The organism is Rhodococcus sp. EPR-147, from assembly GCF_001647185.1.
Lineage (GTDB): Bacteria > Actinomycetota > Actinomycetes > Mycobacteriales > Mycobacteriaceae > Rhodococcoides.
Map to the genome: position 1 here is coordinate 1 of NZ_LVCU01000144.1, position 26,157 is coordinate 26,157.

The 26,157-nt window shown below is 65.0% G+C and carries 23 protein-coding genes; 6 read left to right on the forward strand and 17 right to left on the reverse strand.

Annotated features, from left to right (window positions below):
- From A2J02_RS06895 to allB, 3 genes are all read left to right on the forward strand, one after another.
- A partial coding sequence (locus A2J02_RS06895) for a glycerate kinase (RefSeq protein WP_068048463.1) occupies window positions 1-797 on the forward strand: 797 nt, incomplete at its 5' end.
- A complete protein-coding gene (gene alc, locus A2J02_RS06900; RefSeq protein ID WP_068048465.1) occupies window positions 794-1,837 on the forward strand; it encodes an allantoicase in 1,044 nt (347 codons plus the stop codon). The genes A2J02_RS06895 and alc, both read left to right, overlap by 4 nt.
- Complete coding sequence (gene allB / locus A2J02_RS06905) at window positions 1,788-3,161, forward strand: allantoinase AllB (protein ID WP_082899487.1); 1,374 nt, start codon at window positions 1,788-1,790, stop codon at window positions 3,159-3,161. The genes alc and allB overlap by 50 nt, the downstream gene beginning before the upstream one ends.
- A 4-nt stretch (window positions 3,162-3,165) precedes the next feature.
- On the opposite strand, the gene A2J02_RS06910 is transcribed toward allB, so the two are convergent.
- The 8 genes from A2J02_RS06910 to A2J02_RS06945 form a co-directional block, all read right to left on the reverse strand.
- Window positions 3,166-5,469 (reverse strand): HNH endonuclease, encoded by a 2,304-nt coding sequence (locus A2J02_RS06910; protein ID WP_068048468.1) that lies wholly within the window; start codon window positions 5,467-5,469, stop codon window positions 3,166-3,168.
- Between the two features lie 146 nt (window positions 5,470-5,615).
- Window positions 5,616-5,921, reverse strand: a complete 306-nt coding sequence (locus tag A2J02_RS06915) for a hypothetical protein (RefSeq protein WP_156516129.1) — start codon at window positions 5,919-5,921, stop codon at window positions 5,616-5,618.
- 110 nt (window positions 5,922-6,031) lie between these two features.
- A complete protein-coding gene (locus A2J02_RS06920; RefSeq protein ID WP_068048476.1) occupies window positions 6,032-7,114 on the reverse strand; it encodes an XdhC family protein in 1,083 nt (360 codons plus the stop codon).
- A gap of 1 nt (window position 7,115) precedes the next feature.
- On the reverse strand, window positions 7,116-8,558 hold the full coding sequence (locus A2J02_RS06925) for an NCS2 family permease (RefSeq protein WP_068048478.1): 1,443 nt from the start codon (window positions 8,556-8,558) through the stop codon (window positions 7,116-7,118).
- Between the two features lie 122 nt (window positions 8,559-8,680).
- Window positions 8,681-11,005 (reverse strand): xanthine dehydrogenase family protein molybdopterin-binding subunit, encoded by a 2,325-nt coding sequence (locus A2J02_RS06930; protein WP_231893753.1) that lies wholly within the window; start codon window positions 11,003-11,005, stop codon window positions 8,681-8,683.
- Window positions 11,002-12,354, reverse strand: a complete 1,353-nt coding sequence (locus tag A2J02_RS06935) for an 8-oxoguanine deaminase (protein WP_068048481.1) — start codon at window positions 12,352-12,354, stop codon at window positions 11,002-11,004. The genes A2J02_RS06930 and A2J02_RS06935 overlap by 4 nt, the downstream gene beginning before the upstream one ends.
- Window positions 12,351-12,824: a (2Fe-2S)-binding protein gene (locus tag A2J02_RS06940; RefSeq protein ID WP_068048485.1), complete on the reverse strand. Its 474-nt coding sequence runs from the start codon at window positions 12,822-12,824 to the stop codon at window positions 12,351-12,353. The genes A2J02_RS06935 and A2J02_RS06940 overlap by 4 nt, the downstream gene beginning before the upstream one ends.
- A gap of 2 nt (window positions 12,825-12,826) precedes the next feature.
- Window positions 12,827-13,693, reverse strand: a complete 867-nt coding sequence (locus A2J02_RS06945) for an FAD binding domain-containing protein (protein ID WP_068048488.1) — start codon at window positions 13,691-13,693, stop codon at window positions 12,827-12,829.
- Between the two features lie 148 nt (window positions 13,694-13,841).
- Between A2J02_RS06945 and A2J02_RS06950 the strand changes: the two genes are divergently transcribed.
- Both A2J02_RS06950 and A2J02_RS06955 read left to right on the forward strand, forming a co-directional pair.
- Window positions 13,842-15,347, forward strand: coding sequence for a PucR family transcriptional regulator (locus A2J02_RS06950; RefSeq protein ID WP_068048492.1), 1,506 nt, complete (start codon window positions 13,842-13,844; stop codon window positions 15,345-15,347).
- A 24-nt stretch (window positions 15,348-15,371) separates the two neighbouring features.
- Complete coding sequence (locus A2J02_RS06955) at window positions 15,372-15,668, forward strand: putative quinol monooxygenase (RefSeq protein ID WP_068048495.1); 297 nt, start codon at window positions 15,372-15,374, stop codon at window positions 15,666-15,668.
- Window positions 15,669-15,691: 23 nt separating this feature from the next.
- Here A2J02_RS06955 and A2J02_RS06960 read toward each other — a convergent pair whose 3' ends face one another.
- The 3 genes from A2J02_RS06960 to A2J02_RS06970 all read right to left on the reverse strand — a co-directional run bounded on the left by A2J02_RS06960 (window position 15,692) and on the right by A2J02_RS06970 (window position 20,594).
- On the reverse strand, window positions 15,692-17,536 hold the full coding sequence (locus A2J02_RS06960; protein WP_231893754.1) for a bifunctional diguanylate cyclase/phosphodiesterase: 1,845 nt from the start codon (window positions 17,534-17,536) through the stop codon (window positions 15,692-15,694).
- A 91-nt stretch (window positions 17,537-17,627) separates the two neighbouring features.
- Window positions 17,628-19,997 (reverse strand): lysylphosphatidylglycerol synthase transmembrane domain-containing protein, encoded by a 2,370-nt coding sequence (locus tag A2J02_RS06965; RefSeq protein WP_068048496.1) that lies wholly within the window; start codon window positions 19,995-19,997, stop codon window positions 17,628-17,630.
- 9 nt (window positions 19,998-20,006) lie between these two features.
- Window positions 20,007-20,594, reverse strand: coding sequence for a GNAT family N-acetyltransferase (locus tag A2J02_RS06970; RefSeq protein WP_068048498.1), 588 nt, complete (start codon window positions 20,592-20,594; stop codon window positions 20,007-20,009).
- 204 nt (window positions 20,595-20,798) lie between these two features.
- Here A2J02_RS06970 and A2J02_RS06975 point away from each other — a divergent pair, with 204 nt between their 5' ends.
- A complete protein-coding gene (locus A2J02_RS06975; protein WP_068048518.1) occupies window positions 20,799-21,947 on the forward strand; it encodes a macrolide family glycosyltransferase in 1,149 nt (382 codons plus the stop codon).
- A 1-nt stretch (window position 21,948) separates the two neighbouring features.
- Here A2J02_RS06975 and A2J02_RS06980 read toward each other — a convergent pair whose 3' ends face one another.
- The 6 genes from A2J02_RS06980 to A2J02_RS07005 form a co-directional block, all read right to left on the reverse strand.
- Window positions 21,949-22,467 (reverse strand): hypothetical protein, encoded by a 519-nt coding sequence (locus A2J02_RS06980; RefSeq protein ID WP_068048499.1) that lies wholly within the window; start codon window positions 22,465-22,467, stop codon window positions 21,949-21,951.
- Window positions 22,468-22,724: 257 nt separating this feature from the next.
- Window positions 22,725-23,051 carry a hypothetical protein gene (locus tag A2J02_RS06985; RefSeq protein ID WP_037194906.1) on the reverse strand — a complete coding sequence of 109 codons (327 nt, stop codon included), beginning with the start codon at window positions 23,049-23,051 and terminating at the stop codon, window positions 22,725-22,727.
- A gap of 84 nt (window positions 23,052-23,135) precedes the next feature.
- Complete coding sequence (locus tag A2J02_RS06990; protein WP_068048501.1) at window positions 23,136-23,915, reverse strand: AIM24 family protein; 780 nt, start codon at window positions 23,913-23,915, stop codon at window positions 23,136-23,138.
- Window positions 23,885-24,562 carry an AIM24 family protein gene (locus A2J02_RS06995; RefSeq protein ID WP_068048504.1) on the reverse strand — a complete coding sequence of 226 codons (678 nt, stop codon included), beginning with the start codon at window positions 24,560-24,562 and terminating at the stop codon, window positions 23,885-23,887. Before A2J02_RS06995 ends, A2J02_RS06990 begins: the two co-directional genes overlap by 31 nt.
- Before the next feature lies 1 nt (window position 24,563).
- Window positions 24,564-25,172: an AIM24 family protein gene (locus A2J02_RS07000; RefSeq protein ID WP_068048507.1), complete on the reverse strand. Its 609-nt coding sequence runs from the start codon at window positions 25,170-25,172 to the stop codon at window positions 24,564-24,566.
- A gap of 67 nt (window positions 25,173-25,239) precedes the next feature.
- Window positions 25,240-26,157 (reverse strand): LLM class F420-dependent oxidoreductase (locus tag A2J02_RS07005; RefSeq protein WP_068048510.1); only part of this gene is annotated, 918 nt, incomplete at its 5' end.

The following is a 26,157-nucleotide window of genomic DNA, read 5'->3' on the forward strand; positions in this document are numbered from 1 at the left end:
GTACCGTCATCGGGCACGCTCTGGAGGCAGGTGCGCGGCGTCTCGTAGTCGGGCTCGGAGGCAGCGCATCCACCGACGGCGGCGCAGGAATGCTCAGCGCGCTCGGTGCCCGCATCCTCGATGCCGAAGGCAACGACGTCGCGCTCGGCGGCGGTCCGCTGCGGGGTGCAGTCCACCTCGACCTGAGCGGCCTGTTGCAGTCGGCCCGGAATGCGGTGTTCGAGCTGGCCTGCGACGTCGACAATCCGTTGCTCGGTGTCACCGGAGCCGCGGCTGTCTACGGCCCACAGAAGGGTGCAGGACCGCAGGAGTTGCTGTATCTGGAACACGGGATGCGACAGTGGGCGCATCTGGTACGCAACGCAATCGGCCGCGACTTGAGCGGTCTCGCCGGCACCGGGGCGGCCGGCGGATCCGCCTTCGGTGCCATGGCTGTACTCGGTGCTGCGGCCAAGCCGGGGATCGACACCGTGCTCGAGCTGATCGACTTCGGCAGCGCTCTGGCGTCGGCCGACCTTGTCGTCACCGGTGAGGGTTCGCTGGACGAGCAGAGCCTGCACGGCAAGGCACCGATCGGAGTCGCCCATGCAGCATGCGCGGCGGGGGTCCCGGTGATCACCGTGGCGGGACGCAGCATCGTCGGCTTGGATCGATTGCGCCCCTACGGAATCACCGCCTCCTATTCGCTGACCGACCTGGAGCCGGACCCGCAGATCTCCATGCGTGACGCGGCTCGGTTGTTGCACGAGGTAGGTCGAACGTTGGCCACCACACACATTTTGGAAGGAACTTCATGACCGGAACCGATTTCACCACGCTGACCGACCTTGCCTCTCGGGCGCTCGGCGGCAGCGTCTCCGCAGCGAACGACGAGCTGTTCGCCCAGCGCGAGAACCTGATCAAGCCGGACGCTCCGCTGTTCGATCCCGCGGACTTCGGACACAAGGGAAAGGTATACGACGGCTGGGAGACTCGGCGTCGCCGTGACGAGGGTGGCCACGACTGGGCGATCGTGCGGTTGGGTTCCCCTGGCATCGTGCACGGCGTCGTGGTCGACACCGCTCACTTCACTGGCAACTACCCGCCGTTCGTCTCCGTCGAGGCTGCGTCGATCGAGGGCTACCCGTCCATCGAGGACGTGCAGAATGCGGAATGGCACAGCATCGTCGACAAGTCCCCCGCAGCCGGTGACACTGCGAACATGTATGCGGTGGACGATCGGCACCGGTGGACGCATGTGCGTCTGTCGATCTACCCCGACGGCGGCGTTGCCCGGTTCCGTGTGCACGGCCAGGTGGTGCAGGATCCGCGGTTCCTCGCCGGCACCGTCGATCTGCTGGCCGCCGAGAACGGAGCTCGGCTGATCGACTGCTCCGACGCGTTCTACTCCTCCCCGGCCAACATCATCCTGCCCGGGCGGGCTCGCAACATGGGCGAGGGTTGGGAAAACTCGCGACGACGCCATGGCGGCAACGACTTCGCGGTCTTCGCCCTCGCTTCACCCGGTGCTCCGCGACACGTGGAGGTCGACACCAGCTACTACGTCGGAAACGCGCCGGGGTGGATTCGACTCAGCGCCATCGATTCTCGTCGCCGACACATCACGGACCCGACGGCATGGAGCGAGATTCTGCCCCGTACCGCCGTTCAGCCGGACACGCGTCACCGCTTCCTGCTGAACGAGGTCGACGCATATACGCACCTGCGACTGGACGTGTACCCCGACGGCGGCCTGTCCCGATTGAGATTGTTCGGGGAACTCGACGCCGAAGCTCTCGATGCGGCTGATGTGGCGTGGAAGTCGTCCGAGCTTCAGAGTATTTCCAGTGCAGTCTGATTCGATCGATCTGGTCGTTCGCGCTTCGCGGGCGGTGATCGGCGGACGGGAGGTCGCCGCTTCGGGCGCGGTGGTGGACGGCCGGATCGTGGCGATCGACTCCTATGATGCTGGTGGTGCGGTGCTCGCCGGCATCGTGGTCGAGCTCGGCTCGGACGAGGTGTTGCTGCCGGGTTTGGTGGACACGCATGTTCACGTCAACGAGCCGGGGCGCACCGAGTGGGAAGGGTTCGCCAGCGCCACCCGGGCTGCCGCGGCTGGTGGCATCACCACCATCGTCGACATGCCGCTCAACAGCATCCCGCCGACGGTGGACGTTGCGGCGTTGGAGATCAAGCGGCGGGTGGCAGCGGATCAGTCGGTCGTGAACGTCGGGTTCTGGGGCGGTGCCGTGCCGGGGAACGTCGATCAGCTGCGGCCACTGCACGATGCGGGTGTTTTCGGCTTCAAGTGCTTCCTGCTGGCGTCGGGCGTGGACGAGTTTCCGCCGCTGACGATTCCGGAGCTCGAGAAGGCTCTGATCGAGATTGCATCGTTCGACGGGCTGATGATCGTCCACGCCGAGAACGCCGAGGTGATCGCCGAGGCACCGTCCGCGGCGGGCCGTGAGTACTCGGGATTCTTGGAATCGCGTCCACGTGCGGCCGAGAATCGGGCCATCGAGCAGGTGATCGAGCTGTCTCGGCGGACGGGGTGTCGGGTGCACATTCTGCATCTGTCGAGCGCCGATGCGTTGCCGATGATTGCGGCGGCCAAGCGCGACGGTGTGCGGGTGACCGTCGAAACCTGTCCGCACTACCTGTGTTTCGACGCCGAGGCCGTGCCGGCTGGGGCGACCCAGTTCAAGTGCTGCCCGCCGATCCGCGAGGCCGGCAACCGCGAGTTGTTGTGGCAGGGTCTGTCCGACGGCACGATCGACACCATTGTCACCGATCACTCGCCCTGTACGCCCGACCTGAAGCGGTTCGACACCGGAGACTTCGGCGATGCGTGGGGTGGGATTGCGTCGCTGCAGGTGTCACTTGCAGCGGTGTGGACCGAGGCGCGTTCTCGCGGCTTCGCACTGACCGACATCGTGCGATGCATGGCCACCAACACGGCCGATCAGGTGGGTATGGCAGATCGTGGACGCATCGAGATCGGTTGTGCTGCAGATCTCGTGGTCTTCGCTCCGGATGAGAAGTTCACCGTCGACGTCGCGCAGCTGTACCACCGTAACCCGGTGACTGCGTACGACCGGGTGGGCTTGTCGGGTGTGGTGCGACGGTCATGGATCGCGGGCTCGGAGTCGTCGACCGGACAGCTGTTGCGGCGCCAGCGCTGACCTTCTAGAACGGTGGCTTCGTGTCCTCGTGGCTTCCGGTCTCGTGGTTGTCGGGCTCAAGGTTGTCGGGTGGGTTGGGGTAGGCGATGTGGCCGGATCGTTTCGGTGTGGTGGGGATGTGTGGTCTGAGGTCGTTTCCGAGGATGGGTACGGATGTTGCGTTGGTGGGCAGGGTGATTCGTGTGGTCTTGGAGGTCGATGTCCACAGAATCGCTCCGCCGGGAAGCATGACGGCCTTCCAGTAGCCGGCTGTTTTGACGGAGTGGTGGTAGTGGCAGAGGCATTGGAGGTTGTTGACGGTGGTCCAGCCGCCGCCGCGAGGGTTGGAGTGGTCGAAGGGGGTGATGTGGTCGAGTTGGCAGCGTGCGGCGGGTCGGTGGCAGCCGGGGAATCGGCAGTGTTTGTCGCGCAGTCGGACGGCTGCTGTGGTGAGGGTGTCGGGTCGGTAGATCAGGGCGCGGTCGGTGAGTGGGTCGCGGGGGATGGATGTGCCGAGGGTGGGGTCGGCGGCGATGGCAGCTTCGAGCGCTGCGGCGAGGGACGCGTTTCCGAGGTAGATGCCTGAGGACGTGCGGTTTGCGGGTGTGTGGCCTGCAGTGGGGGTCGTTGGGTTGTCCAGCCGGATTGCCGAGCGTAGGTCGAGTGCTCTCATGTTGTGGGCGGGGTGTCTGATGTCGTCCAGGTCGAGGGCAGAGCTGTGCCGTGTGCCCCGGGCGAGGGGTGTGTGGGTGCAGAACAGGGCTGCGGCGGAGGTCAGTGATCCGAGGCGACGCTGGCGTGGGTTGTCGCTGGCGGCAGCGGCAGCGGCAGCGTCAGTCGGTCCTGTTCCTGGTTCCGGGCCTCGGGCTGATGTCGTCCCGGATGTCGTGGAGTCGGATGGTGTTGTGGAAGAGCATGATTCCGAACAGTTCGGTGTGATAGCAGGCATCGGCGGTGTCTGTTCCGCAGGTGGTGGTGATGCTGACGCTGACGCCGGTGCAGGCGAAGCCGCGACTTCAGGGCCGGTGGCCGACGTTGCTTGAGCTGGAAGGGCGGTCGCAGGTACGGGTGCGGATTCGTCGTTCTCCTCGGCATCGCCGGTCTCGCCGGTCTCCCCGGTCTCGTCGACCTCATCTGCCGGTGCTGCGGGCGTCGGTGCTGGTGTCGAGGTATTTCCCGGTGCAGGTGCAGGTGCAGGTGAACTGGCCGGGGTCGGTTCGGTCGAGGATTCTGTCGCAGCCCTCGAGTCCGCGCCCGACCCAGTTCCCGCATCCGCATCCGCATCCGCATCCGAGTCTGCAGCCAAGCCCATGCACGAGCCCGCGTCTTCGTCTTCGTCCGTCGCTGTTCCCGTCTCGGGTTCCGTTGCAGCCCCTGCTTTCTCGCTGTCCGGGGGTCGTTCCCATTGTCCGGTCTCTGGGTTCTGCACAGCGAGTCCGAGTTTCTCTGCGAGGGTCACTGCTTCGGTGAGCAGGATCTGCCAGTGACTGTTGCGTGCCAACTCTCGCGCGAGGTCGGGGTCGATGGATCCGTGCCCGGCGAGGTAGGCGGGGTTGGCGAGTAGTCCGATGAGGGTGGCGATGTCGACGGTGATCAGCGTGAGCGGCACCCGTCGATCCGGCAACGCTGTGTCTTTCTTCGGGCAATCGGTGCGTTGGCACAGGCATGCCAGTCGGGGTTCGCCGTGCATGCGGGCCATGAATGCATCGCACAGGCGATCTTTTTTACCGCGCGGGTCTTTGGGGCAGAGGGTGTCGGCCATCTCCTCGAGGAGTTGCCATGCGGCGGCGGCTTCGGGGGCGGTCAGCTCGGCTCGGATGCGGGCGAGTTCGCCGGCGGGGCTGTAGGTGACGGTGCGGAATTTCTTCGCGAACTCCCGCAACGCGGCGGCTTCCTCGGGTGCGACGCGCAGCAGGATGTTCCAGATCGCCTGTTCGAGCGGGCCCGGGGACGATCTCCGCGCCGCCTCGACGACCTCGGCTTCGACGCGGGTGACGATGTCGTCGGAGAGGTTGTCGAGGATCCGGCATACCGTCCGCACGCGGGGGAGGTCGATCTCACCGGTTTCGAACGCTGCCCGTAGCAGCGGCATTCGGGTGTGCAGGGCGACGCTGACGGAGACGTACGATTCGGCGACGGTCGCCGAGCAGCCCAACGCCACGGACATTTCGGTGCGTCCGTATCGGCTGTAGTGCTTGTGTTTGGTGTCGCGGGTGATCCAGTCGCAGTGCACGCGGTAGCAGGCGGTGATCTTGCGGGCCGCCTGCCGATTCTCCTCGCGCGCGGCGGCGGTCAACGCCTCCAGTGACACGGTCGGTATTGCACCCATTTTTCACCCCCCGGTGAGCAACATTTCAGAACGTGCGTTCGAACTGAAAGAAGACTATCTCGACCCACCGACAAGAACTCGAGGGCGGAATCGAGGGCGGCGTGAATCCGTCTGCACTGCGACTATCGATTGCCCGAAGTCCTGGTTCAATTCGCGATCGCGCGGTACCCGAAGAGCCTGTCCCACCGTTCATCAGTCGAGAACATCGGGAGAATGGCAGCCATGATCGCGCCGCTGGCTGCGGGGAGATAACTCCCTCCGATGAGTGACGCCACGGATCCGAGCGTGAAGAAGACGAGCGCCATGCGAGGAAGCAGCCACGTGGGCTTGCGGGCTGCGCGGAAGACTCCGTACACAACGGCCGCAACCGCACAGATGAGAATTGCCGCGTGCGCGAGTCCCCGGCCGAAATTGGACAGGTCGAGTACCTGGGTCGTGGCGACTGCAGCCATGGTGCCGAGAAGGGCAACGCTCAACAGGTTCAGTCGTCGATACCGAGGTAGGTCGCGAATCAACTGAATCCCTTCACGGCAGAGAGGTGGACATCCCGTAACCAGGGTAGTTACGCGTACTTCGCATCCCCCGCCGCCCCGTCGTGGTGGATCGGACCCGCTGCATGTGTCAGTGGCAGAGCGCTACCCCCGCGTCGCACTGCGACGAATTCCGCAGCGATGGCCAGCGCGGTCTCCTCGGGAGTTCTTGCTCCCAGGTCCAGGCCGATCGGCGACTTCAAGCGTGCGAGCTCCTGCTCAGTCAACCCGACGTCGCGCAACCGGGCCGCGCGATCGTCGTGAGTCCTGCGTGATCCCATCGCCCCGACGAATGCGACGGGCAGTCGTAGGGCCACCTCGAGCAGCGGCACATCGAATTTGGCGTCGTGCGTCAGGACGCAAATCACCGTGCGGGCATCGACGGCCGTCCGCGCCAGGTAGCTGTGCGGCCATTCGGTGACCACCTCGTCGGCGTCGGGAAACCGTGCAGCAGTGGCGAATACCGGTCTCGCGTCACAGACCGTCACGTGATACCCGAGGAACTTACCCACGCGGGCGAGTGCGCCGGCGTAGTCGATTGCCCCGAAGATCAGCAGCCGCGGGGCCGTGGCGTAGGACTGCACGAACACGTCGAGATCAGGCCGGCACCGCACCGACCGGATACCGGTACCGCCGGAGTCCAGCATCGCCAGCGCCTCACCGACGACCACGGCGTCGACGTCGGAGAACCCGGTGCTGCCGATAGTGGCCGAGGAGGACACTGCAAGCGATTCCCCTGACCCGGAGAGCATCGTCACCGTGGCCACCGCCGAGTCCGACGCGATGGCCGCGAGCACGGCACGCGGAGGTCCGAGGCGGACGAACACCTCGATCACTCCCCCGCAGGTCAGACCGACAGCGAAAGCGTCGACGTCGCTGTAGCCGAACGATTCTCGCTTGGACTCACCGGTCTCGAGAACCTCGCGGCACAGCTCGTACACGGCGCCTTCGACGCAGCCACCGGAGACGCTGCCCACTGCTTCACCGTCGGCGCAGACCGCCATCGCGGCACCCGGAAGCCTTGGGGCACTTCCGGATACCGCAATGACAGTCGCTACCGCATAGGGAATGCCAGCGCGGTCCCAGGCGGACAGACGATCGACGATCTCTTTCACGTTACGAGATTCCCAACGCTTCTTCGATCGGGTGCAGGGCGAAGTAGACCAAGAATATACCCGACATCAGGTACAGCAGCCAATGCGTCTGGCGTGCTTTGCCTTTGGCCAGACGAACGAGGGTGTACGAGATGACACCGGCCGCAACACCGACGGTGATGGAGTAGGTGAAGGGCATCAGGACGATGGTCAGGAAGGCGGGGATCGCGATTTCGGTGTTCTCCCAGTCGATCTTGCGTACGTGCGTCATCATCAGCGCGCCCACCAGAACCAGGGCCGGCGCAGCTGCACCGACGGGAACCACCCCGGCCAACGGAGTGAAGAAGATCAAGCTGGTCAGCAACCCGCCTGTGACGACGCTGGCGAGACCGGTTCGGGCACCCTCGGTGACGCCGGCCGCAGATTCCACCACGGCGGTGTTGGCGGAGCCGTTGATTGCGCCTCCGACGATGGCACCGATGCCGTCGACGGTGAGGATGCGGCTCAGTCCGGGCATCCTGCCTTGCTTGTCGACCAGACCCGCTTCCTCGCCGACTCCGAGGATGGTGCCCATCGCGTCGAAGAAGCCCGAGAGAACGAGCGTGAACAGGACGACCGACGCCGTGACGATCCCGGCCCGTGCGAAGCCGCCGAACAGGTCGACGTTGAACAGTAGATCGAATTGTGGTGTGGCGACGATGGAGTCGGGCACCTTCGGTACCACGGGGCCCCACGCCTCCGGCTCGATGTCGAACACCGAGTTCAGGATGATCGCCAAGTTGGTGGCCACGAAGATGCCGATCAGCATCGCGCCCGGCACCTTCCGAACGAACAGCATGATCATCAGGATGAGCCCGACGCAGAACACGAACACCGGCCAGCCGGCGAGCTTGCCGAAGGTGCCAAGGGTGACGGCGGTTGCTGCCGACTCGTGGTGCCCGACGAACCCGGCGTCGACCAGGCCGATGAGCGCGATGAATGCACCGATCCCGACGCCGATCGCCTGCTTGAGTACCAGTGGTATGGCATCCATGATGAGTTGCCGAATGCCGGTGAGAGCGAAGACGACGATGACGACGCCCTCGAGAACCACCAGACCCATCGCCTGCGGCCAGGTCATGTACGGGGCCGCCTGGAACACCACGATCGGCGTCACACCGAGGCCGGCTGCCATCGCGAGGGGCGCGTTTCCGACGACCCCCATCAGGATGGTCGTCAGCCCGGCGGACAGTGCCACCATGGTCGACAGCTGAGCCGGATCGAGCGTGGCACCGGTGACATCGCGTGCATCACCGATGATCAGAGGGATGAGAACGATCAGGTAGGCCATGGCCACGAATGTGGTGACACCACCACGAATTTCGCGTGACAGCGTGGAACCGCGGCCGGTGATGTCGAAGAACTTGTCGATCTGGGATCGACCTCGTCCGCTTTGGCGAGTGCTGGATGTGTGTACGTCGGTCATGATCGGCCCTCCCAGGGCGTGATCAACCTCGTCGAGCGTCGGGCCGGGCCGACATGCCGGGGGAGTTGGCGTCGGTACGGTTGTGCCGGAGAAGGTTTCGTCGAATGGGGATGGAACTCGGATCAGCTGTTGATGATGTGTTCGGGTCGAACGGGTACGCGGGTCAACGCGAGTCCGGTGGCGTTGCGGATGGCTGCGACGACGGCGGGCGTCGACGAGAGGGTGGGTGGCTCGCCGGCACCACGAAGGCCGTACGGTGCCAGAGGATCCGGGTTCTCGAGGATGTCCAGCTTCATGGGCGGCATGTCGAGAATGGTCGGAATCAGATAGTCGGTGAACGACGGGTTCTTCACCAGACCGTCCACGACGACGATTTCTTCCATCACCGCGAGGCCGAGGCCCTGCGCTGTGCCGCCATGGATCTGGCCTTCGAGTGAAAGCCGGTTGAGGATCTTGCCGACGTCCTGCACGGCCGCCATCTCGACGACCTTGACGAGCCCCAGATCGACGTCGACGTCCACCACGGCGCGGTGGACACACAGGGCGAGCTGGGTGTGGCTCGCGCCCTGTCCGGTGACCGGATCCATTCCGCTGGTGGGGCGATGGTGGAATTCACGAGTCTGCTCGATGACGCGATCGCCGAGTACGTCCTCGATCGTGGCCAGCACACCGTCGGTGGCCGAGACGATCTTGCCGCCGTCGAGGCTGAGGTCGGCCACCGCGCGGCCCAGATACAGGCCGGCCAGGACGAACACCGCCTCGCGCACGGCCTCGCACGCGGTCTTCACTGCGCCACCGGTCATGTACGACTGGCGCGACGCGGACGAAGAGCCGGCATTGCCGACCTTGGTGTCGGCGGGATGGATGACGACCTTGGTGACGCCGAGTTCGGTGCGCGCGATCTGCGCCTCCAACGTCACCAGTCCCTGCCCCACCTCGGCAGCAGCCGTGTGCACCAATGCCGTTGCCTCGCCGCCGATCACCTCCAGCCGGACGCGAGCAGTGGAGTAGTCGTCGTAGTTCTCGGAGAAGCAGATGTTCTTGATGCCGACGCCGTATCCGATCCCACGTACGACGCCTTCGCCGTGGGTGGTCTGCGATGCCCCACCCGGCAGATTTCGAATGTCCGACGCGTCCAGCGGGGCAGGTAGTTCCATCGCCTCGGCTCGGGCGAGCATCTCGGCCAGTGGGGCAGGTGCTTCGATGACCTGGCCGGTCGCGAGGATGGAACCTTGGCTGACGGCGTTGATCTGGCGGATTGCCACCGGCCCGATACCGCAGGCCTCGCCGAGCTTGTCCATCATCGACTCGTACGCGAAACATGCTTGCACTGCGCCGAATCCACGCATCGCACCGCACGGTGGATTGTTGGTGTACACCCCGTACGCGTCGATCTCGATGTTGGGGATGACGTACGGTCCGACACCGAGCGAGGCCGCGTTGCCGACCACGTTGAGAGTGGCCGAGGTGTACGCACCGCCGTCGAGGATGATCTCGACATCGGCGAACACGAGCTTGCCGTCCCTGGTGGCACCGTACTCGTAGTGCATCTGTGCGGGGTGGCGGTGTACGTGGCCGAAGAACGACTCGTACCGGTTGTAGACGATCTTGACGGGCTTGCCGGTGTGCATGGCGAGCATCGCCGCGTGGATCTGCATCGACAGGTCCTCACGGCCACCGAATGCACCGCCGACGCCGGCCAGCGTCATTCGGATCTTCTCCTCGGGCAGGCCGAGACACGGCCCGATCTGCGCCAGATCGTTGTGCATCCACTGGGTCGCGACATAGAGATCCACGCCGCCGTCCTCGGCGGGAACGGCCAAGCCGGACTCGGGTCCGAGGAACGCTTGATCCTGGATGCCGACGGCGAAGTCGCTGCTGACGATGACATCCGCGGTGGCCCGTGCGGCGGCGACGTTGCCGACGCGCACCGGCTGATGTCGCGCCACTCCGCCGCGTTCCTGCACCTTCGGGTAGTCCGGATCCAGGGCTGCGCGTCGGGCATCGGTGAGAGGCTCGAGCACGTCGTAGACCACGACGATCTTTTCCATTGCGCGCCGGGCGGTTTCGGGATGGTCGGCTGCGATCAACGCGATCGGTTCGCCCTCGTGCCGCACCTCGTCGAAGGCCAGCACGGGCTGATCCCACGTGTGGTCGAGCCCGAAGCACTTGCGCCCCGGCACGTCCTCGTGGGTGAGTACCGCCTCGACGCCGGGAGTTGCCAGCGCCTTCGAGATGTCGACAGAGACGATCCTCGCGCGGGGATGCGGGCTACGAAGGGTTGCACCCCACAGCATCCCGTCGATGAACAGATCCGATGAGTAGGCGAACTCGCCCTTGACCTTCAGCGTGCCGTCGGGTCGCAGCGGGCTGTCGCCGACGCGACCGCGACCCGGGGCGGGGATGTCGGCGGGAGCTTGCCGGGGTGTGGTGGTCGGGGCGCTCACAGCACGTCCTCCGCGAGTTTCATCAGGCGACGGTGCGCATCGGCTCCGGCGCGGCCTATTTCGTCCTGCGGTGCGCTGGTCAAGACATCGTTCTCGACGATCGTCCGGCCTCCCACCATCAAGCGCGCGAGCGGTGGTGTCTGCCCGTACGCGAACGCGACGACCGGATCGTCCACCGCCGAGTAGAACCCGTCGGTGCGCCAGATCGCGATGTCGGCGAGCTTGCCGACCTCGAGCGAACCGATTTCGCTCTGACGACCCAGTACCGTTGCGCCGCCCAGTGTTCCGATCTCGAGTGCCTGACGCGCCGTCAGTGCTGTCGGCCCGTACTTGGCGCGCTGCATGTACATGGCCTGACGGACCTCGCCTGCGAGGGGCACCATCTCGGCCGAGGCGGAACCGTCGACCCCCAGGCCGACGGGTGCGCCGGCGGCGAGCAGGTCCGAGATCCGGGCGATACCCGCGCCGAGCCGAGCATTGGAACTCGGGCAATGGGCGGTGCCGGTACCGGTTGCCGCAATCTTCGCGATGTCGGAATCGTGCAGGTGCACGGCGTGTGCGAACCACACGTCGTCACCCAGCCAGCCGACCTGCTCCATGTACTCGACCGGGGTGCAGTTCATCTGAGCGAGGCAGTGCTCTTCTTCGTCCAGGGTTTCGGCCAGATGAGTGTGCAGCCGAACGCCTTTGGCGCGAGCAAGCCCTGCGGACTCGACGAGTAGCTCTTTACTGATCGAGAACGGTGAACAGGGCGCGACCGCGATGCGGAGCATGGAACCGAAGGAGGCGTCGTGATAGGTGTCGATGGCCTCGGCGGTGGCCGTGAGGATGTCGTCGAGCGATTCGACCACCTCGTCCGGTGGCAGGCCGCCGTCGGACACACCCCGGTCCATCGAGCCTCGGCACGGCTGGAAGCGGACTCCGATGCGTTGCGCCGCGTCGATCTCGGCGGCGAACAGATCGCCTCGGCCCTGCGGGAAGATGTAGTGATGATCGGTGCTCGTGGTGCATCCCGATTTGGCCAGCCATCCGAGCCCGGCCGCGGCAGCACCGCCGACGACCTCGGCATCCATCTTGGACCACGGCTTGTACAGCGCGACAAGCCACTCGAACAGAGTGTTGTCCTTGGCGAGGCCCTGGGACGCCCACTGGTAGAGGTGGTGGTGTGTGTTCACCAGGCCGGGGGTGACCAGGCAGCCGGACGCGTCGATCGTCTCGGCACCGGGTACGATCGGGGCGGGACCCGATCCGATGGCGGTGATCATCGTGCCCTCGACGACGAGGTAGCCGTCGGGGATTTCGTCGCCGACGATGGGCGCGATGTAGGCACCCGAGATGACAGTGGTCATTTGGCTTCGGCCTTTCGAGTTGCTGCAAGCCGCACGGCGTCCAGGATCTTCTCGTATCCGGTGCAGCGGCAGAGGTTTCCGGCGAGGGATTCACGGATCTCGACGTCCGACGGATTGGGAACGCGCTCGATCAGATCGTGTGCTTGCACCACGAGCCCGGGGGTGCAGAAGCCGCATTGGACGGCTCCGCATTCGACGAACGCCTCCTGCATCGGATCCAGCTTGTCGCCTTCGGCGAGGCCTTCGACGGTACGGATCTCGCGGCCCTCGACCTGACCGGCGGCCACCAGGCAGGCGCATGCGGGGACGCCGTCGAGATAGACGGTGCACGAACCGCATTCACCTTGCTCGCAGGCATTCTTGGATCCGGGGAGTCCCATGCGTTCACGCAGCAGGTAGAGCAGACTCTCGCCCTCCCAGACGTCGTCGGCTTCCATGTCTTTTCCGTTGATGGTGCAGTTGACTCGCATGTTCAGGCCACCTTCCGTGCGGCTGTGAGGTCTCGCCATGCCCAGCCCAGTGTTCGCCGGGCCATCACGGACAGGGCGTGCTTGCGGTAATCGGCAGTGCCTCGTACGTCGTCGATGGGACTTGCTGCCGCACTGACCAATCGGCCGAATTCCTCCGATACCCGCGGATCGAGGGCACCGTCCCACTCGAGTTCGGCCGCGAGGTAGTTCTCGGCATCGTAAGCCCGGCGCGGCGTCGGCGCAGCGGAGCCGAGTCCGGTACCCACGCGACCCTCCTGCGGAAACAGTGCGATCGAGAACGAGCAGACGGCGATGACCATCGCGTTGCGGGTGCCGATCTTCGAGAAGTACTGCGGTCCCGCTGCCGGTGCCACGTGAAAGGCACGGATGAGTTCGTCGGGCAGGCAGGAATTGCGCTTGACGCCGAGGTAGAACTCGGTGGCGGGAATCATGCGTACTCCGCGCTCGGCCGATTCGACCTCGACGGTCGCGCCCGCTGCGAGCAGAGGCGCGTGCAGATCGCCTGCTGGCGACGCGCCGCCGAGGTTGCCGCCGACGGTCCCGCGATTGCGGATCTGCGGTGAGCCGACGGTGCGGGAGGCCTGGGAGATGCCGGGAAGCATGTCTCCGAGCTCGGCGATGATGCGGACGTACGGCACGCCTGCGCCGACCCGCAGCGTCCCGTCGGGAAGGTGCGCCCATTCGGTGAGTTCGGTGATCGGGTTCAGATCCAGCAATGCGCCCGGCCGGTGCAGGTCGAAGTTCATCTCGACCATGACGTCGGTGCCGCCCTGGATGGGCACCACGTCGACGTCGTCGGCCTTCGCGGCCAACGCGTCGCCCCAGGTCTGTGGTCGTAGAAATTCCATCGTGCTGTTCTCCGCTCACGTGTCTTTCGGTCGTGTTCACCCAGTACAACCGCCGGAGGCCATGCGAACGAGAGACAGGAACGACGAAGTATGACGCCGATCACAGTGTAGGTTTTGGAGGATCCTACGAAGAGGAGGTCGATGCACCGTGAGACTGCGTGATCTGGCCGATCTCCCCGACCTGAAACTGCAGCCGATCGTCACTCCCGAGCACTTCGATCCGACCATCCGATGGGTCGTGACCACCGACATGCTCGATCCGAGTCGCTACCTCAGCGGCGGAGAGCTGGTGCTGACCGGTCTGATGTGGCGGACGGGCCCCGAGGACTCGAGGACGTTCGTCCGGGCGGTGTCCAAGGCCGGGATCTCGGCGTTGGCGGCATCCGACGACGGCGTGGTGCCCGACGATCTGGTCGACGCCTGCCTCGAGCACGGCCTGCCGCTCTTTCGCGTACCCGCCGACATCGCTTTCGCCACCGTCACCGAGAGCGTGGTCCGGCAACTGTCCACGGCCCGGGCCTCGGACCTGAGTCTGGTGCTCGATCGGCATCGACGCCTGGTGGCTAGCGCGGGGCCCGGTGGGGGTCTCGGTCCGCTGCTGGAGATGGTCAGCTCCGATCTGGGTATGAACTGCTGGGTCGTCACGTCGTCGGGACGGGTACTCGCCGGATCCGAAAATCCGCCGGACACCGAAGCGGTGGCGCAGGACTTCATGAGCTCGGTACGGCTGCCGCGCTATTGCCCGGAGCAGCGAGTCTCGGTGTTCGCCGTCGACGGTGAGTCCGCACCGCGCGTCGTGGATTGGTTCGTGGCCTTCGAAAGCGATTGGCAGACATGGGATGCGCCGAGACTTTCCCTGGCCGGACAGCTGGCGTCGATCGTGGCGGTGGAACGCAGTCGCGTCGACGATCGCCTGTCCGGGTCGGGAATTCTGGCGCAGGAATTCGTGCGCACGATCGTCGGCGGTGCGACGGCCGCTGACATCCTCGCCCAGATGCACGTCATCGGACTCGACATCGAAACACGGTATGCTGCAGTGGCTGTGGCCACATCCGGGGAGACGTTGCGGCTCGGCGAGCTACGCCCGCTGTTACGAGAAGTGCTGGCACCGTTGGAGATCACCCTCGGAATCGTCGACGGTGAGGCCATCGCGTTGGTGGAGGCGCGAACCGACCGAACCGATTCCGTTCGGCGAGCGGTCCACACGTTGGCACCGGGACTGGTCGGTAGCGGCACCTCGATCGGTGTCAGCGCTCCGACCGCGCCCGTCGACATCCGAAGCGCGATCGAGGAAGCGCGCTACGCCCGCAGACTCGCCCAGCGTCGTGGCTCGGACTGCAGTGTCGTCGGTCACGACGAATTGGCCACGCTGACAATACTTCTCGCCAACGTTCCCGACGACGTGCGACGCATGTTCACCTCGAGACTGCTGACTCCCCTGGTCGACTACGACGACCTGCACAACAGTGATCTCGTCGAGACGCTGTCGGTGTACCTCGACACCAACGGAGCCTGGACTCGATGTGCCGAACAATTGCACATGCACGTCAATTCCGTCCGATATCGCATCCAGCGCATCGAGGAACTGACCGGCCGCGATCTGTCGCGACTGGAGGACAGGATCGAGTTCTACTTGGCTCTACGGCTGCGGTGACCCGTCGCGGTCTACCCTGGAGCCATGGCTCTCATTGCAACACTGGATCTGACGTTCAAGCCCGAGTCTCTTGCCGACGCGCGAGCACTGCTGCGCACGGTGCTGGCCGAAACCCGCGCGTTCGAGGGTTGCCTCGGCGTCGACGTGTGGGTCGACGAGGAGAACGAAGCCCACGTGGTGGCCTACGAGACGTGGGAGTCGGCCGAGGCCGATGCGAAGTACCGCGAGTTCCGCGCCGGTCCCGGCCAGATCACCGAACTGCCGCCGATGCTTGCTGCCGCTCCGACACTGACGAAGTTCACGGTCGACTCGTCGATCTGATCGGCTGGAGGGGCCGCGCAGCACTACCCGGTGATGTCCGACAGCGGTAGTGGTCGTCCGGTGAGAAAGCCCTGCACCATGTCTGCTCCGAGTTCGGCGGCCACTCGGAGTTCCGCTTCGGTTTCGACGCCTTCCATGATGACCGTCGACCCGATCTCGTGTGCAAATCCGATCACCGATGCAGCGGCGGCCCTTCGGATCGGGTCGGTGTCGATTCCGTGCACCAGTGCGTAGTCGATCTTCAGGGTGTCGGGGCGCAGTTCGACCACCTGGCGAAGTCCGGCGAAGCCGGCACCTACGTCGTCGACGGAGATGGATATGCCTGCTCCGCGCATGGATTCGATGGTTCGGGCGACCGCGCGGTAGTCGTGGACCCGCTCGTGTTCGGTGATTTCGATGTGGAACTGTCGGTTCTTCTGGAACGGCTTCAGTACGGCGGCCAGGTCGGTGGAGCGAATGGTGTCGGCAGACGCGTTGAGTGAAACGAAGATTCCGCGGGGAAGTGACGCGGACGCGGCCAGCGCGCGGTCGATGGCGGCGGCTTCGAGAAGCGGTCCGATTCCCGCATTGGTGGCGTCGCGGAACCACATCGTCGGCGAGCCGTAGCCGAAAGGAAAACGAGACAGTGCCTCGTAACCGACGACCCTTGTGGTGACCGTGTCGCAGATAGGTTGGAACACCACGTCAGGCCCGCCTCGCGAGATCAAGGTCTCGATGCGCGTGCGGATGTCCGCTCGCGTTCCGGTGCTGGTGCCGCGGGCGCTGCCGTCGTCCTCGGAGAGTCGAGACTTGTTGCGATACATCTCGATATCGGCCGATGCGATCAGTTTGCGCACGACGGTAGGGGTGACGGGTTCGCCGCCGAGTAGTTCCGAGGCAGAACCGACACTGGCGGTGAAAGGCGGTCCGGAGAAGCTTTCGTCGAGACCGATCCGGATCCTGTGGTCGGCCGATTCGATCTCGCCGGGCGAACCGATGTGCACGATGACGAACTCGTCTCCGCTCAGGCGCGAGACCACCGATGTCTGCGGTACCGCGGCGGTGAGCCGTGAGGCGATCTCGATCAGTACTGCATCGCCGGTGGGGTGACCGAATCGGTCGTTGATGTCCTTGAACCGATCGATGTCGAGAACGGTGACCCCGATGGTTCGATCCGAGGGGCTGTCGGTGGAGGCGGTACCGACGTCATCGATTGCCTCGAGCAATCCGCGCCGGTTGTACAGGCCCGTCAGCGAATCGATGACGGCTCCCGATGCCCGAGAACGTAGATGCCGGATGTACGCCCGCATCATCAAGGGGGTGAGGTACAACGTGACGACGGTGACTGCGGTCGCGGCCACCAGCCACGGGTTCTTTCCCTGACCGACCGCAAGTATGCCGAGTGCAAGTACCGTCGCCACCGAGACCGCCAGGTGAATCCACATCACTCGGAACGAGCTTGCAATGACGGTGAAGACAGCCACGATCGTGAACATCATGCATCCGGCCAGTGGCACATAACGGTCGGTGCTGCTGAACAGGATGCCCACGATGCCGACGTCTGCGTAGAACACGAAGGCATTGGCCAGACGCGGTGACGGCCATGGTCCGAGGAACCACGCGATCGCCACCGGTATCGTCGTCAACGCCCCGAGGAGGACGAATACCGCCAGGCCGTCGTAGTGGATGCCGGTGGGAACCATCAGGATCCCGGACAGGCCGAACAACAGTGTCAGGGTTCCGACGAAATACCGCACCCAACGCTCGCGCGCTGTGTTCGCGAAGTACGTGTAGTCGTCGTCGACTCTCGCGCGCGTGGCGTGGAGCCCAGGCCTGTATCGCGTACGGCCCTCGGCCGTCACCGCAATCCCCGGTCTGGAAATGGGCATACCTCTCATGGGCAGATCCCCGGCCGGCTGAACGCTACCAGCGCCACGTGGAGCTGTGCCGGAATCGGGCATACACGCTGTCTGCAGTGCGTCAGACCATGTCTCGCTTGGTGAGCCACCGTAGTGTCGGCCACCCGAGAAACACCGGCAACCAGCAGGTCAGGACGCGATAGAGCAAGACCGACGGCACGGCGATGGAGGCGGGCACTCCGAAGGCGGCCAGACCGCCGATGAGTGCGGCCTCCACGGCACCCACACCGCCCGGCGTCGGCGCGGCCGAGGCCAGAGTTCCGCCGATCATCGTCACCACAGTCACGGTGACGAACGTGGTGCCGCCGCCGAAGGCCTCGATGCTCGCCCAGAGTGCAAGCGCGGCACCCAACGTCGTGGCCGCGCAGCCGAGGATGATGATCGAGAACCGTTTGGGGTCGCGGGCGAGTTCGCCCAGTTCGCCGAGGACTTCCTTGATCTGCGGACGAACGGCTACCCGCAGCCAGCGTCGCAGCTTGGGTACGAACATGAACGTCCCGACGACGCCGAAAGCGGCACCTGCGATGAGATACAGCACAGTGTTGCCCGGCACCATGTTCGACAGACCGGACGAGGTGCCTGCGACGACGCTGAAGAAGATCAGCAGGCTCACGTGCGTGATCACCTGGACCGATTGTTGCAGTGCCACTGCCGCCGTCGCGCGAACCGTTCCCAATCCACCCTTCTGCAGGAATCGCACGCTCAGGGCCAGTCCGCCGACGCCGGCGGGCGTCGTCGTCGCCGCGAAGGTGTTGGCGACCTGCATCACCGTCAGATTCCAGAAGCTGACCTTGCCCAGCGCGCACGCCCACAACGCGGCTCCGGCACCGACGTACGTCAGCGCGGACACCGCCAGACCGAGCAGAGCCCACCACCAGTTCGCCGAACCGAGTTCGGTGACGAACGCGGGCACCGCACTGATGAACGGGTATGCGACGTAGACCAATCCGATCAACAGCACGAGCGAGATGATCTGGTTGCGGCTGAATCGGGTGACCTGCTCGGCCTCGATCTTGGCCGCACCGGTCTGCTCGAGAACCTCGAGTCGGACTGCCTTCATCGTCTTGTCGGCGTCGCGCACCGATTGGCGAATGCGCGGCGGGATGGCGGACTTGGTCAAGCGACCCGAGGCCGCAACCACGGTCTCGAAGCCGAGTACGTCGATGGCGGTCGCGACGGCGCGCTGGGAGCCGAACAGGTCTGCGGTGGTGAGCAACAACTGCGCGACGTCGGATTGCATCTGGGAATCCGAGGCACCCAGTTCGGCATGACCGAAACCGCAGAAGAGGGCCTTGCCGTCGTGAATCCGGAGTTCGTTTCGGTGCAGGTCGCCGTGGGAGATCTGGTTCTCGTGCAGAGTGTGCAGGGCCGACCACAGAGCGCCGAGGGTGGCGTCGTCGTGCTCCGCCTCGATCGGATCACCGATGGGAAGGCTGTGCGCGTACAGGGTCCATCCTCTGTCGAGCGCGGCCACCGCCAGTGGGTGACTTCCCGCCGCACCCAACCCCTTGATGGCAAGGCCCATCAGGGCGCGATGCTCGACGGCCCGGCGCATCGACGCGTGCAGTGGCGCAGTTTCGCTGCCACGCAGTGTGATCCACCGCCAGGACTGGCGTAGGGCACCACCGCTGCGCTGATTCTGCCCGTACAACTCGACCACCACATCGGCGTCGGGAGTGTGTGCGTTCAACACCAACGGGCCGGGGCCGGCCGGGCGGACGACGGTGAAGCTGCGAACGGTGACACCGCGGCTGTGGAACAGGCGAACCGCCGCGTCGAGCGGAACCTCCAGCGCGGGCGTGCCGACGAGCAACACGATGACGGCTCCGACGAGCCAGCCGACCGCCAGTCCGAGCATCGAGCGAGCCGGGACCACGGTGGAGACGACCAGATGTATCGGCACGAACGCGAGCAACAGCGTCCACCATGCCCGACGCCATCGTGCGGGCAGGCCCGGGCCGGACACCGTCAAGGCCGCGGCCAACATGGCGATCCAGCGCGAATCGTCGAGGAATTGCGAGAGGAACGTGTCGAGTCGCTCGGGAACGTCGAGGTCCCAGGTGGGAGTGGAGATCCCGGTCCCGGTGATCGACAACGCCAGCGCGGCCAGCAGTGCCGCGGCCGCGTACCCGGCGAGCAGTTTCCATTTGCGGCCCGCGATCAGTCCGATCAGGACGCCGAACGGGAGCGCGAGAATTGCGACGCCGTAGACGATGTAGACGGCATTGGATTGGTCGGGGCTGAGCACGCCGACGATGTTCGACACCGATTGCTCGAGCGCGTCCCACTGATTTCTGGTGATCAGCGAACCGGCGATCACCACACCCAGTAGCGCCGCGGCCGATACGACCCGAATGATGTCGCTGGTTCTGCGCACCAGCGGCTGAAGCAGGTTCCCCGCTACGGGAACGTCCCGCCCATCCACACGCATGGGGTCAACCTACCGTGCGGTACGCCTGCGGAGTTCGTTGCGGACGGTGGGCCATTCGGATTCGATGATCGAGAACACGACGGTGTCGCGCAACGAACCGTCGGACATGCGTTGATGATTGCGCAGAATCCCGTCCTGCTTCGCACCCAGTTTCGCGATCGCCGTCCGCGACTGCAGGTTCATCCAATGGGTACGAAATTCGACGGCGATGCATCCCAGTTCCTCGAATGCATGCGTCAGCAACAGCAGTTTGCTCGCGGGATTGGTGCCGGTTCCGTGCGCGGAGCGGGCATTCCACGTGTATCCGATTTCGACGCGACGGTTGGTGGCGTCGGCGTTGCAGAACGTTGTCGCTCCGATGATCTGCCCGGTGTCGTTGCGGCGCAGCGTGAACGGAAGCATCGTGCCTGCGTCGAGCAATCCGAGTCGACGGTCGATCTCGGCCGCCATGTCCTCGGGCTTCGGAACACTGGTGTACCAGAGATTCCACAGCTCCCCGTCTCGGGCGGCATCGCACAGACCTTCGAGGTGATCGTGGCTCAGCGGCTCCAGGGTCACGAGATCGTCAGTGAGGGTCACCGGTTGCAGAAAGGACATTCGCCGACGATACGTCGGATCTGCCCGTCCGGGAAAGCATGACGATCAGCGCTGCGGTGACGGCCACGAGTACTAGGGCAATCACCTCGGTGAAGGCGATATCACTGCAGGCAACCATCACGGTCTCGCTACCGTTACTGATTGATCTGATCGCCGACGAAATTCGCTGGCTCGCGGCGCGTGATGCGCCCTACGGTGGGGATCATGCACATCGCCATGATCGGCACGACGGCTCCCAGCCACATCTATCCATCGCTGGCCGTGATTGCCGAGCTGGTCCGGCGAGGACACCGCGTCACCTATGCCGTCGGTGATTTTCTGCGACACGTGGTCGAACCCGCGGGCGTCGAGGTGGTGCCGTTCACCTCGATACTTCCCGACGGAGAGGCGTCGTGGCCGGATGACCCGGCCGCGGCCATGCAGGTCTTCCTCGACGAGGCGATCGCGTCGTATCCGGTGCTCACCGCGTTCTACGACGACGATCAGCCGGATCTGTTTCTGTACGACATCGGCGGCATGACGGCACCCGTCCTCGGGGTGCGCTACGGAGTGACGGCCGTGCAACTCTCACCGACGTTCGTGGCGTGGGATGGGTACGCCGAGGATCTTTCCGATGTACTGACGCCGATGCGTGAATCCGCTGGTGGTCTGCGGTACCACGCTTCGTACACGGCGTGGTTGCGAGACAACGACATCGACGCCGATCCCTGGGAATGGATCACCTACCCGCAGCACTGTCTGTCGCTGATCCCGAAAGTGATGCAGCCCAACGCGGATCGGGTACCGGAATCGGTGCGGTTCGTCGGGCCGTGCCTCGATCCGGTACGCCTGCAGGACCGCAGCTGGACGGCACCCGACGCGCCGATCCTGTACATCTCCTTCGGTACGGGCTACAACGATCGACCAGAGTTCTACCGACTGTGCATCGAGACCTTCGCGAACACCGACTGGCACGTGGTGATCTCCATCGGCCGCCGCGTCGACCTGGCCGTGCTCGGTGAGCTACCAGCGAATGTCCAGGTACACGAACATGTTCCGCAGCTCGCGGTGCTCGATGCTGCGACCGTTTTCGTCACTCACGCCGGGATGGGTGGTTGTACCGAGGCGCTGTGGTTCGGTGTCCCGACCGTGGCCATCCCCCAGGCCGTCGATCAATTCGGCAATGCGGCGATGCTCGCCGAACTCGGCGTCGGCGTGTACCTGGAATTCGAGAAGGTCACGGCTTCGAGCCTGGTCGACGCAGTTGCCCAAGCTCGCCAATTGGCACCGCGCGCAGCGGCAATGAGTGCCCAGGTGCGAGCACACGGTGGCGTCGACCAGGCGGCCGATGCGGTAGTCGCGTTTCTCGCGTGATTCAGTTGGCGCTACCGCTGTTTAGCAGAGATCGGAGATCGGTGGACGGCGTACTCGGCTCGACGGTGACAACGGTGGAGGACTGCTCCACCTTGTGTGAAGTCCAGGGGAGCCCGTTCAGAAATTCGTCGAGTCCGGGGTAATCCGAGATCCATGCGGTGGTGGTGTCCCCATCGACGGAAGTGCACGACGCCAGCGCGACATAGGAGCCGGCCGGGACGTCGGCAATCGTCTGGACCGTCGAACCTGGCTGGGTGTCTCCGTTGGTGTACAGGGACTGACCGTTACCGATCACCTCGAGAACCGGAGGAAGAACACCGTTCGGCGCAGGTGCGAGCGATGTCCCGCAGCCGATAACCGTGCCCGAGGAATTGGTGATCGTATTGGTCACGCTGTTTCCGTCGACCGCGAACGAGAATCTGATGTCCTCGGGCTCGGCCGCGAGCGCTGACGCGGGTGCAACGAGGGCGAGGGTGGTGCAAGCTGATGCAATGGCCAAGGTGCGCAATGTCGTTCGCATGAAGGGTCCTCGTCGTCGAGTGGCATCGTTCGCATCAGAGTCTGCCTCAACATAGACCGTTTGGCACTTTTCGGGCGCGGCGCAGCAAACGCATCAAGAAACCTGCGAACCTTCTGTTCGAGACCGACTCGCAGTCCTGCATCGCGGTTTGCGGCACCGATCGGTACCGGTGAGGTCCGGGTATAGCCGCGGTCCGGTTCCAGCATGCGTGAATCCGGTGCAGCCAGCCGCGCTGAGCGCGGTCCAGTGCACCCGATTCAGTCCTCCAGAACGCTGACGCTCACGCCGTAGGGCAGGAAGCGGACGCGTCGGCGCGGGTCGGTGTTGTCCTTGTGCGCACGCAGGGCATCGAGTTCGGTGGCGTAGAGCTGGTCGATCTGGGGTGATCCGGCGTCGTCGACGCTGTAGATCGCCCAGACTCCGTCGCCCTTCTGACCTGTGGTTTCGGGCTCCGGCGGAGCTTTGGGTGCCCCGGCGTTGGATGCGAACAGCGATCCGACCACCTCGCGTAGTCCCTCGGTTGCCTCACGGGCGAACTTGTCGAAGTCGTCGGATCCGAATCCGAACGGTCCTTGGTTGGCCATGGCTGTACCTCCTAGGTGAAACTCCAGTATGCGCGTTCTCGCCGAACGGCCGCCGTGTTCACCGTCGAGGTGCTGCGAGGCGGGCTACTGCTGTAGCCGAGCCCCGATGGTGTTGTGCAGCGCCCGCAGCGAGTTCTGGCCCAACGAGACCGTCTGCGACTCGACGTACCGCAGCAGGTGTGAATCGTCGAGCACCTTCTCGCTCGACTGGATCAGCACAGTGCCGGCCCCGGTGAAGTCGAACTGACGCTCCTCGCCGCTGTTCGCCCCGAGGAATCCGCGGGCTGCACCGAGGAAGTTCTGCATCCAGTCGGCGTCGAAGTGATGCGACGGCGAGGGGCAATCCGCCCATCCGACAAGGGCTTCCGGGTCGATACGCAGCGGCGGCTCAGCGAACATGACGGGGCCGTTGGACGAGGCCAGGAACTTGCCGGTGCCCAGCAGGGTCAGGAATCCCGGGACGATGGACTGCTTGAGATCCAGAGTCGGCTCGAACGCAAGGAGGTTCGCCGCCCGGATGGTGAGGTTGCCGTCGTCGAGGTCGTAGCTGTTGATATTGAAACCGCGATCGCCGAGGATCAGCTTGCCCTGACCCTGCGCGAGTACCCAGTCGTTCGAGTACAACGGAGACGAGAACCGCGCCGCGACGATGGCGGGCATGGACGTCTGCCCGAGCGGCTCGAAGCGAACGTTGCCGTAGTACGCGATCATCGCGCCCTTCGACGTGAACCACGGCTGGCCTGCGAGTTCGACGCAGAACGCATAGTCGTTGCCGGGAACGTTGTCGTTGACCGGGAGGGTGTACGGGGTGTGTATTTCCACGACAGTGCTCCCTAGAACTTCTGCTCGGACGCCTGCACCCATACGGTGCCCATGCCGGTCATCTTCAATTGGATCGCCTCGCCGCTGCCCTTGCCGACGGCGTCGCGCCACCCGACGTTCGCAGAGATGTCGACGTTGATGTTGCCGATGTGGCAGACGTACGCCTGCGGATCGACCACCACCTGGGGGTGATCCGGTCCGATCTGCAGCGGAGTCGCGCCCCCGTGCGAAAGAACCGCGACGCTGCCCTGGCCGGTCAGTTGTGTCGTGAACAAGCCCTGTCCGGTCATCGCGCCGCGCACCGCTCCGCGGACACCGCCCTGCGAGGTCAGAGCCACGATGGAACTCTGGAGGTAGCCGTCGTGCACCAGGAGTCGATCGGCTTCGACGGTGAGCATCGACGAACCGTCGAGATGGATCACCTCGATGTACAACCCGGCATGACCGTAGAAGACCTCGCCCTGCCCCTCGGCTGCCATCATCGCCACGTGCTCGCCTGCCATCATCCGCCCGGCCATGCCGGCAACGCCGCCCATGCCCGGCATGGCACCCGCGCCGCCGCCCATCGAGTGCGGAACGAACCGGACGTCGCCGGTGTAGTAGAGCATCGCTCCACGACGCGCGAGCACGTTCTGATTCGGTGCCAGAACGGATTTCACGACTTTGCTGTTGACCAGTTCGAGTGGCACGTCAGCGCTCCTCGGGTTGGATGTAGACGACGCCCTGGCCGTCGAAGCGGAGGGAGAACGCCTCGCCGCTACCGCCGCCGATGGCGGAACGCCACGTGACGTCGGTGACGAAGCTCTGGTTCAGTTGGCCGCGATGGGCGACGAACGCGTCGGGATCGACGACGAGTGGATACTGCGGATCGACGGCGAGGGCGATGATCGGCCCACCTTTGGACAGCAATGCCACGGTGCCGGACCCGCTGACGACGGTGGTGAACAGTCCCTGGCCGGAACTGGCACCGCGCAAGCCGGAGAATTTGATGTCGGTCTTCAGTTGCCCTGTGAGAGCCAGCAATTGGGACGACTCTACGTGCAGGTTGTCGCCCTGGACCTCGACGAGAGTGATGTCCTGAGCGTCGACGGCGAAGTAGACGGTGCCCTTGCCGGACACGTCCATCAGCGACAGCGACTCGCCCGTCACCTTCTGTTTGAGTGCGGCGCGAAAACCGCCGCCGCCACCCATACCGGCGCTCTTGAAGGCGACATCGCCCTCGTACGCCACCATCGAGCCCGACATCGCGCGCAGGGAGTCGCCGGTCAGGTCGGCGACCAAGACGCGGTGCCCGTTCATCCTCAGCTGAGCCACGGGGGAACTATGCCACCGCACGCGCCCCCGCGGCTACTGCTGGAGCAAATTTCTAGACGAGCGGCTTCAGGGCTTTACCTGCCAGTTCGACGGCTCCCGGCTGGTGACCGTTGGTGATCAGGTTGATGATGATGCCGTCGATGCCCTGATCGAGGACCCGCTTCTGTACCTGCTCGGCGACGTCGTCGGGGGTTCCGCAGAAGTGCCGATCGGTGGCCTTCGCGGCGTCCTCCTCCGACAGGTTCGTCAGGTCGAGGCCCTGCTTCAGCACGAACTCGCGCTGCAGTTCCTTGGCCTTGTCGCCGTTCTCGTCGACGATGACGAACGCGAGGAAGCTCGTCTCGAGGTCGTTCGGGTCGCGGTCGACTTCCTCGCAGCGGGCCTGGACGGCCGCCATCTTGCGCGGCAATTCGTTTGCGTCGCAGATGATGTTGAGGTGATCGGCGAACTGGGCGGCCAAGCCGAAGGTCTTCTTCTCGCCGCCACCGCCGAGCATGATCGGCAGGTCGTCGCGGATGCGGGGCTCGTTCATCGCGTTCTCGACCTGGTACCAGAGACCGTCGAACGTGGGACGCTGGCCGCGGAGCATCGGTTCGATGATCTGCAGTGCCTCGTCGAGTCGCTCGAAACGGTCGGTGAACGTGCCGAACTCGAGTCCGAAGCTCTGGTGCTCGAGTTCGTACCAGCCGGCACCGATGCCGAGGATCGCACGCCCGCCGCTGACGACGTCCAGCGTGGTGACCGTCTTGGCGAGGATCGCCGGATTGCGGTAGGTGTTGCCGGTGACCAGCGCGGAGAGCTGGATGGTGTCGGTGGCCGTCGCGAGCGCGGACAGCGCGGAGTAGGCCTCGAGCATCGGCTCGTCGGGCTTGCCGATTCCGGGGAGTTGGTAGAAGTGATCCATCACGAATGCGGTGTCGAAACCGGCCGCTTCGGCCTCGCGCGCCTGCGCGATGACCTGGGGAAAGAG

Excerpts from the sequence above, each read along its gene's own strand:
- A2J02_RS06990 (WP_068048501.1), bottom strand. The coding sequence starts at position 23,915 with ATGGGTGCAGGCGTCCGAGCAGAAGTTCTAGGGAGCACTGTCGTGGAA.
- A2J02_RS06965 (WP_068048496.1), bottom strand. The coding sequence starts at position 19,997 with ATGCGTGTGGATGGGCGGGACGTTCCCGTAGCGGGGAACCTGCTTCAG.
- allB (WP_082899487.1), top strand. The coding sequence starts at position 1,788 with ATGTGGCGTGGAAGTCGTCCGAGCTTCAGAGTATTTCCAGTGCAGTCT.
- A2J02_RS06975 (WP_068048518.1), top strand. The coding sequence starts at position 20,799 with ATGCACATCGCCATGATCGGCACGACGGCTCCCAGCCACATCTATCCA.
- A2J02_RS06960 (WP_231893754.1), bottom strand. The coding sequence starts at position 17,536 with ATGCCCATTTCCAGACCGGGGATTGCGGTGACGGCCGAGGGCCGTACG.
- A2J02_RS06935 (WP_068048481.1), bottom strand. The coding sequence starts at position 12,354 with ATGACCACTGTCATCTCGGGTGCCTACATCGCGCCCATCGTCGGCGAC.
- A2J02_RS06925 (WP_068048478.1), bottom strand. The coding sequence starts at position 8,558 with ATGACCGACGTACACACATCCAGCACTCGCCAAAGCGGACGAGGTCGA.
- A2J02_RS06985 (WP_037194906.1), bottom strand. The coding sequence starts at position 23,051 with ATGGCCAACCAAGGACCGTTCGGATTCGGATCCGACGACTTCGACAAG.
- A2J02_RS06915 (WP_156516129.1), bottom strand. The coding sequence starts at position 5,921 with ATGGCTGCAGTCGCCACGACCCAGGTACTCGACCTGTCCAATTTCGGC.
- A2J02_RS06955 (WP_068048495.1), top strand. The coding sequence starts at position 15,372 with ATGGCTCTCATTGCAACACTGGATCTGACGTTCAAGCCCGAGTCTCTT.
- A2J02_RS06910 (WP_068048468.1), bottom strand. The coding sequence starts at position 5,469 with ATGGGTGCAATACCGACCGTGTCACTGGAGGCGTTGACCGCCGCCGCG.
- A2J02_RS06970 (WP_068048498.1), bottom strand. The coding sequence starts at position 20,594 with ATGTCCTTTCTGCAACCGGTGACCCTCACTGACGATCTCGTGACCCTG.
- A2J02_RS06940 (WP_068048485.1), bottom strand. The coding sequence starts at position 12,824 with ATGCGAGTCAACTGCACCATCAACGGAAAAGACATGGAAGCCGACGAC.
- A2J02_RS06980 (WP_068048499.1), bottom strand. The coding sequence starts at position 22,467 with ATGCGAACGACATTGCGCACCTTGGCCATTGCATCAGCTTGCACCACC.
- A2J02_RS07000 (WP_068048507.1), bottom strand. The coding sequence starts at position 25,172 with ATGAACGGGCACCGCGTCTTGGTCGCCGACCTGACCGGCGACTCCCTG.
- A2J02_RS06945 (WP_068048488.1), bottom strand. The coding sequence starts at position 13,693 with ATGGAATTTCTACGACCACAGACCTGGGGCGACGCGTTGGCCGCGAAG.
- alc (WP_068048465.1), top strand. The coding sequence starts at position 794 with ATGACCGGAACCGATTTCACCACGCTGACCGACCTTGCCTCTCGGGCG.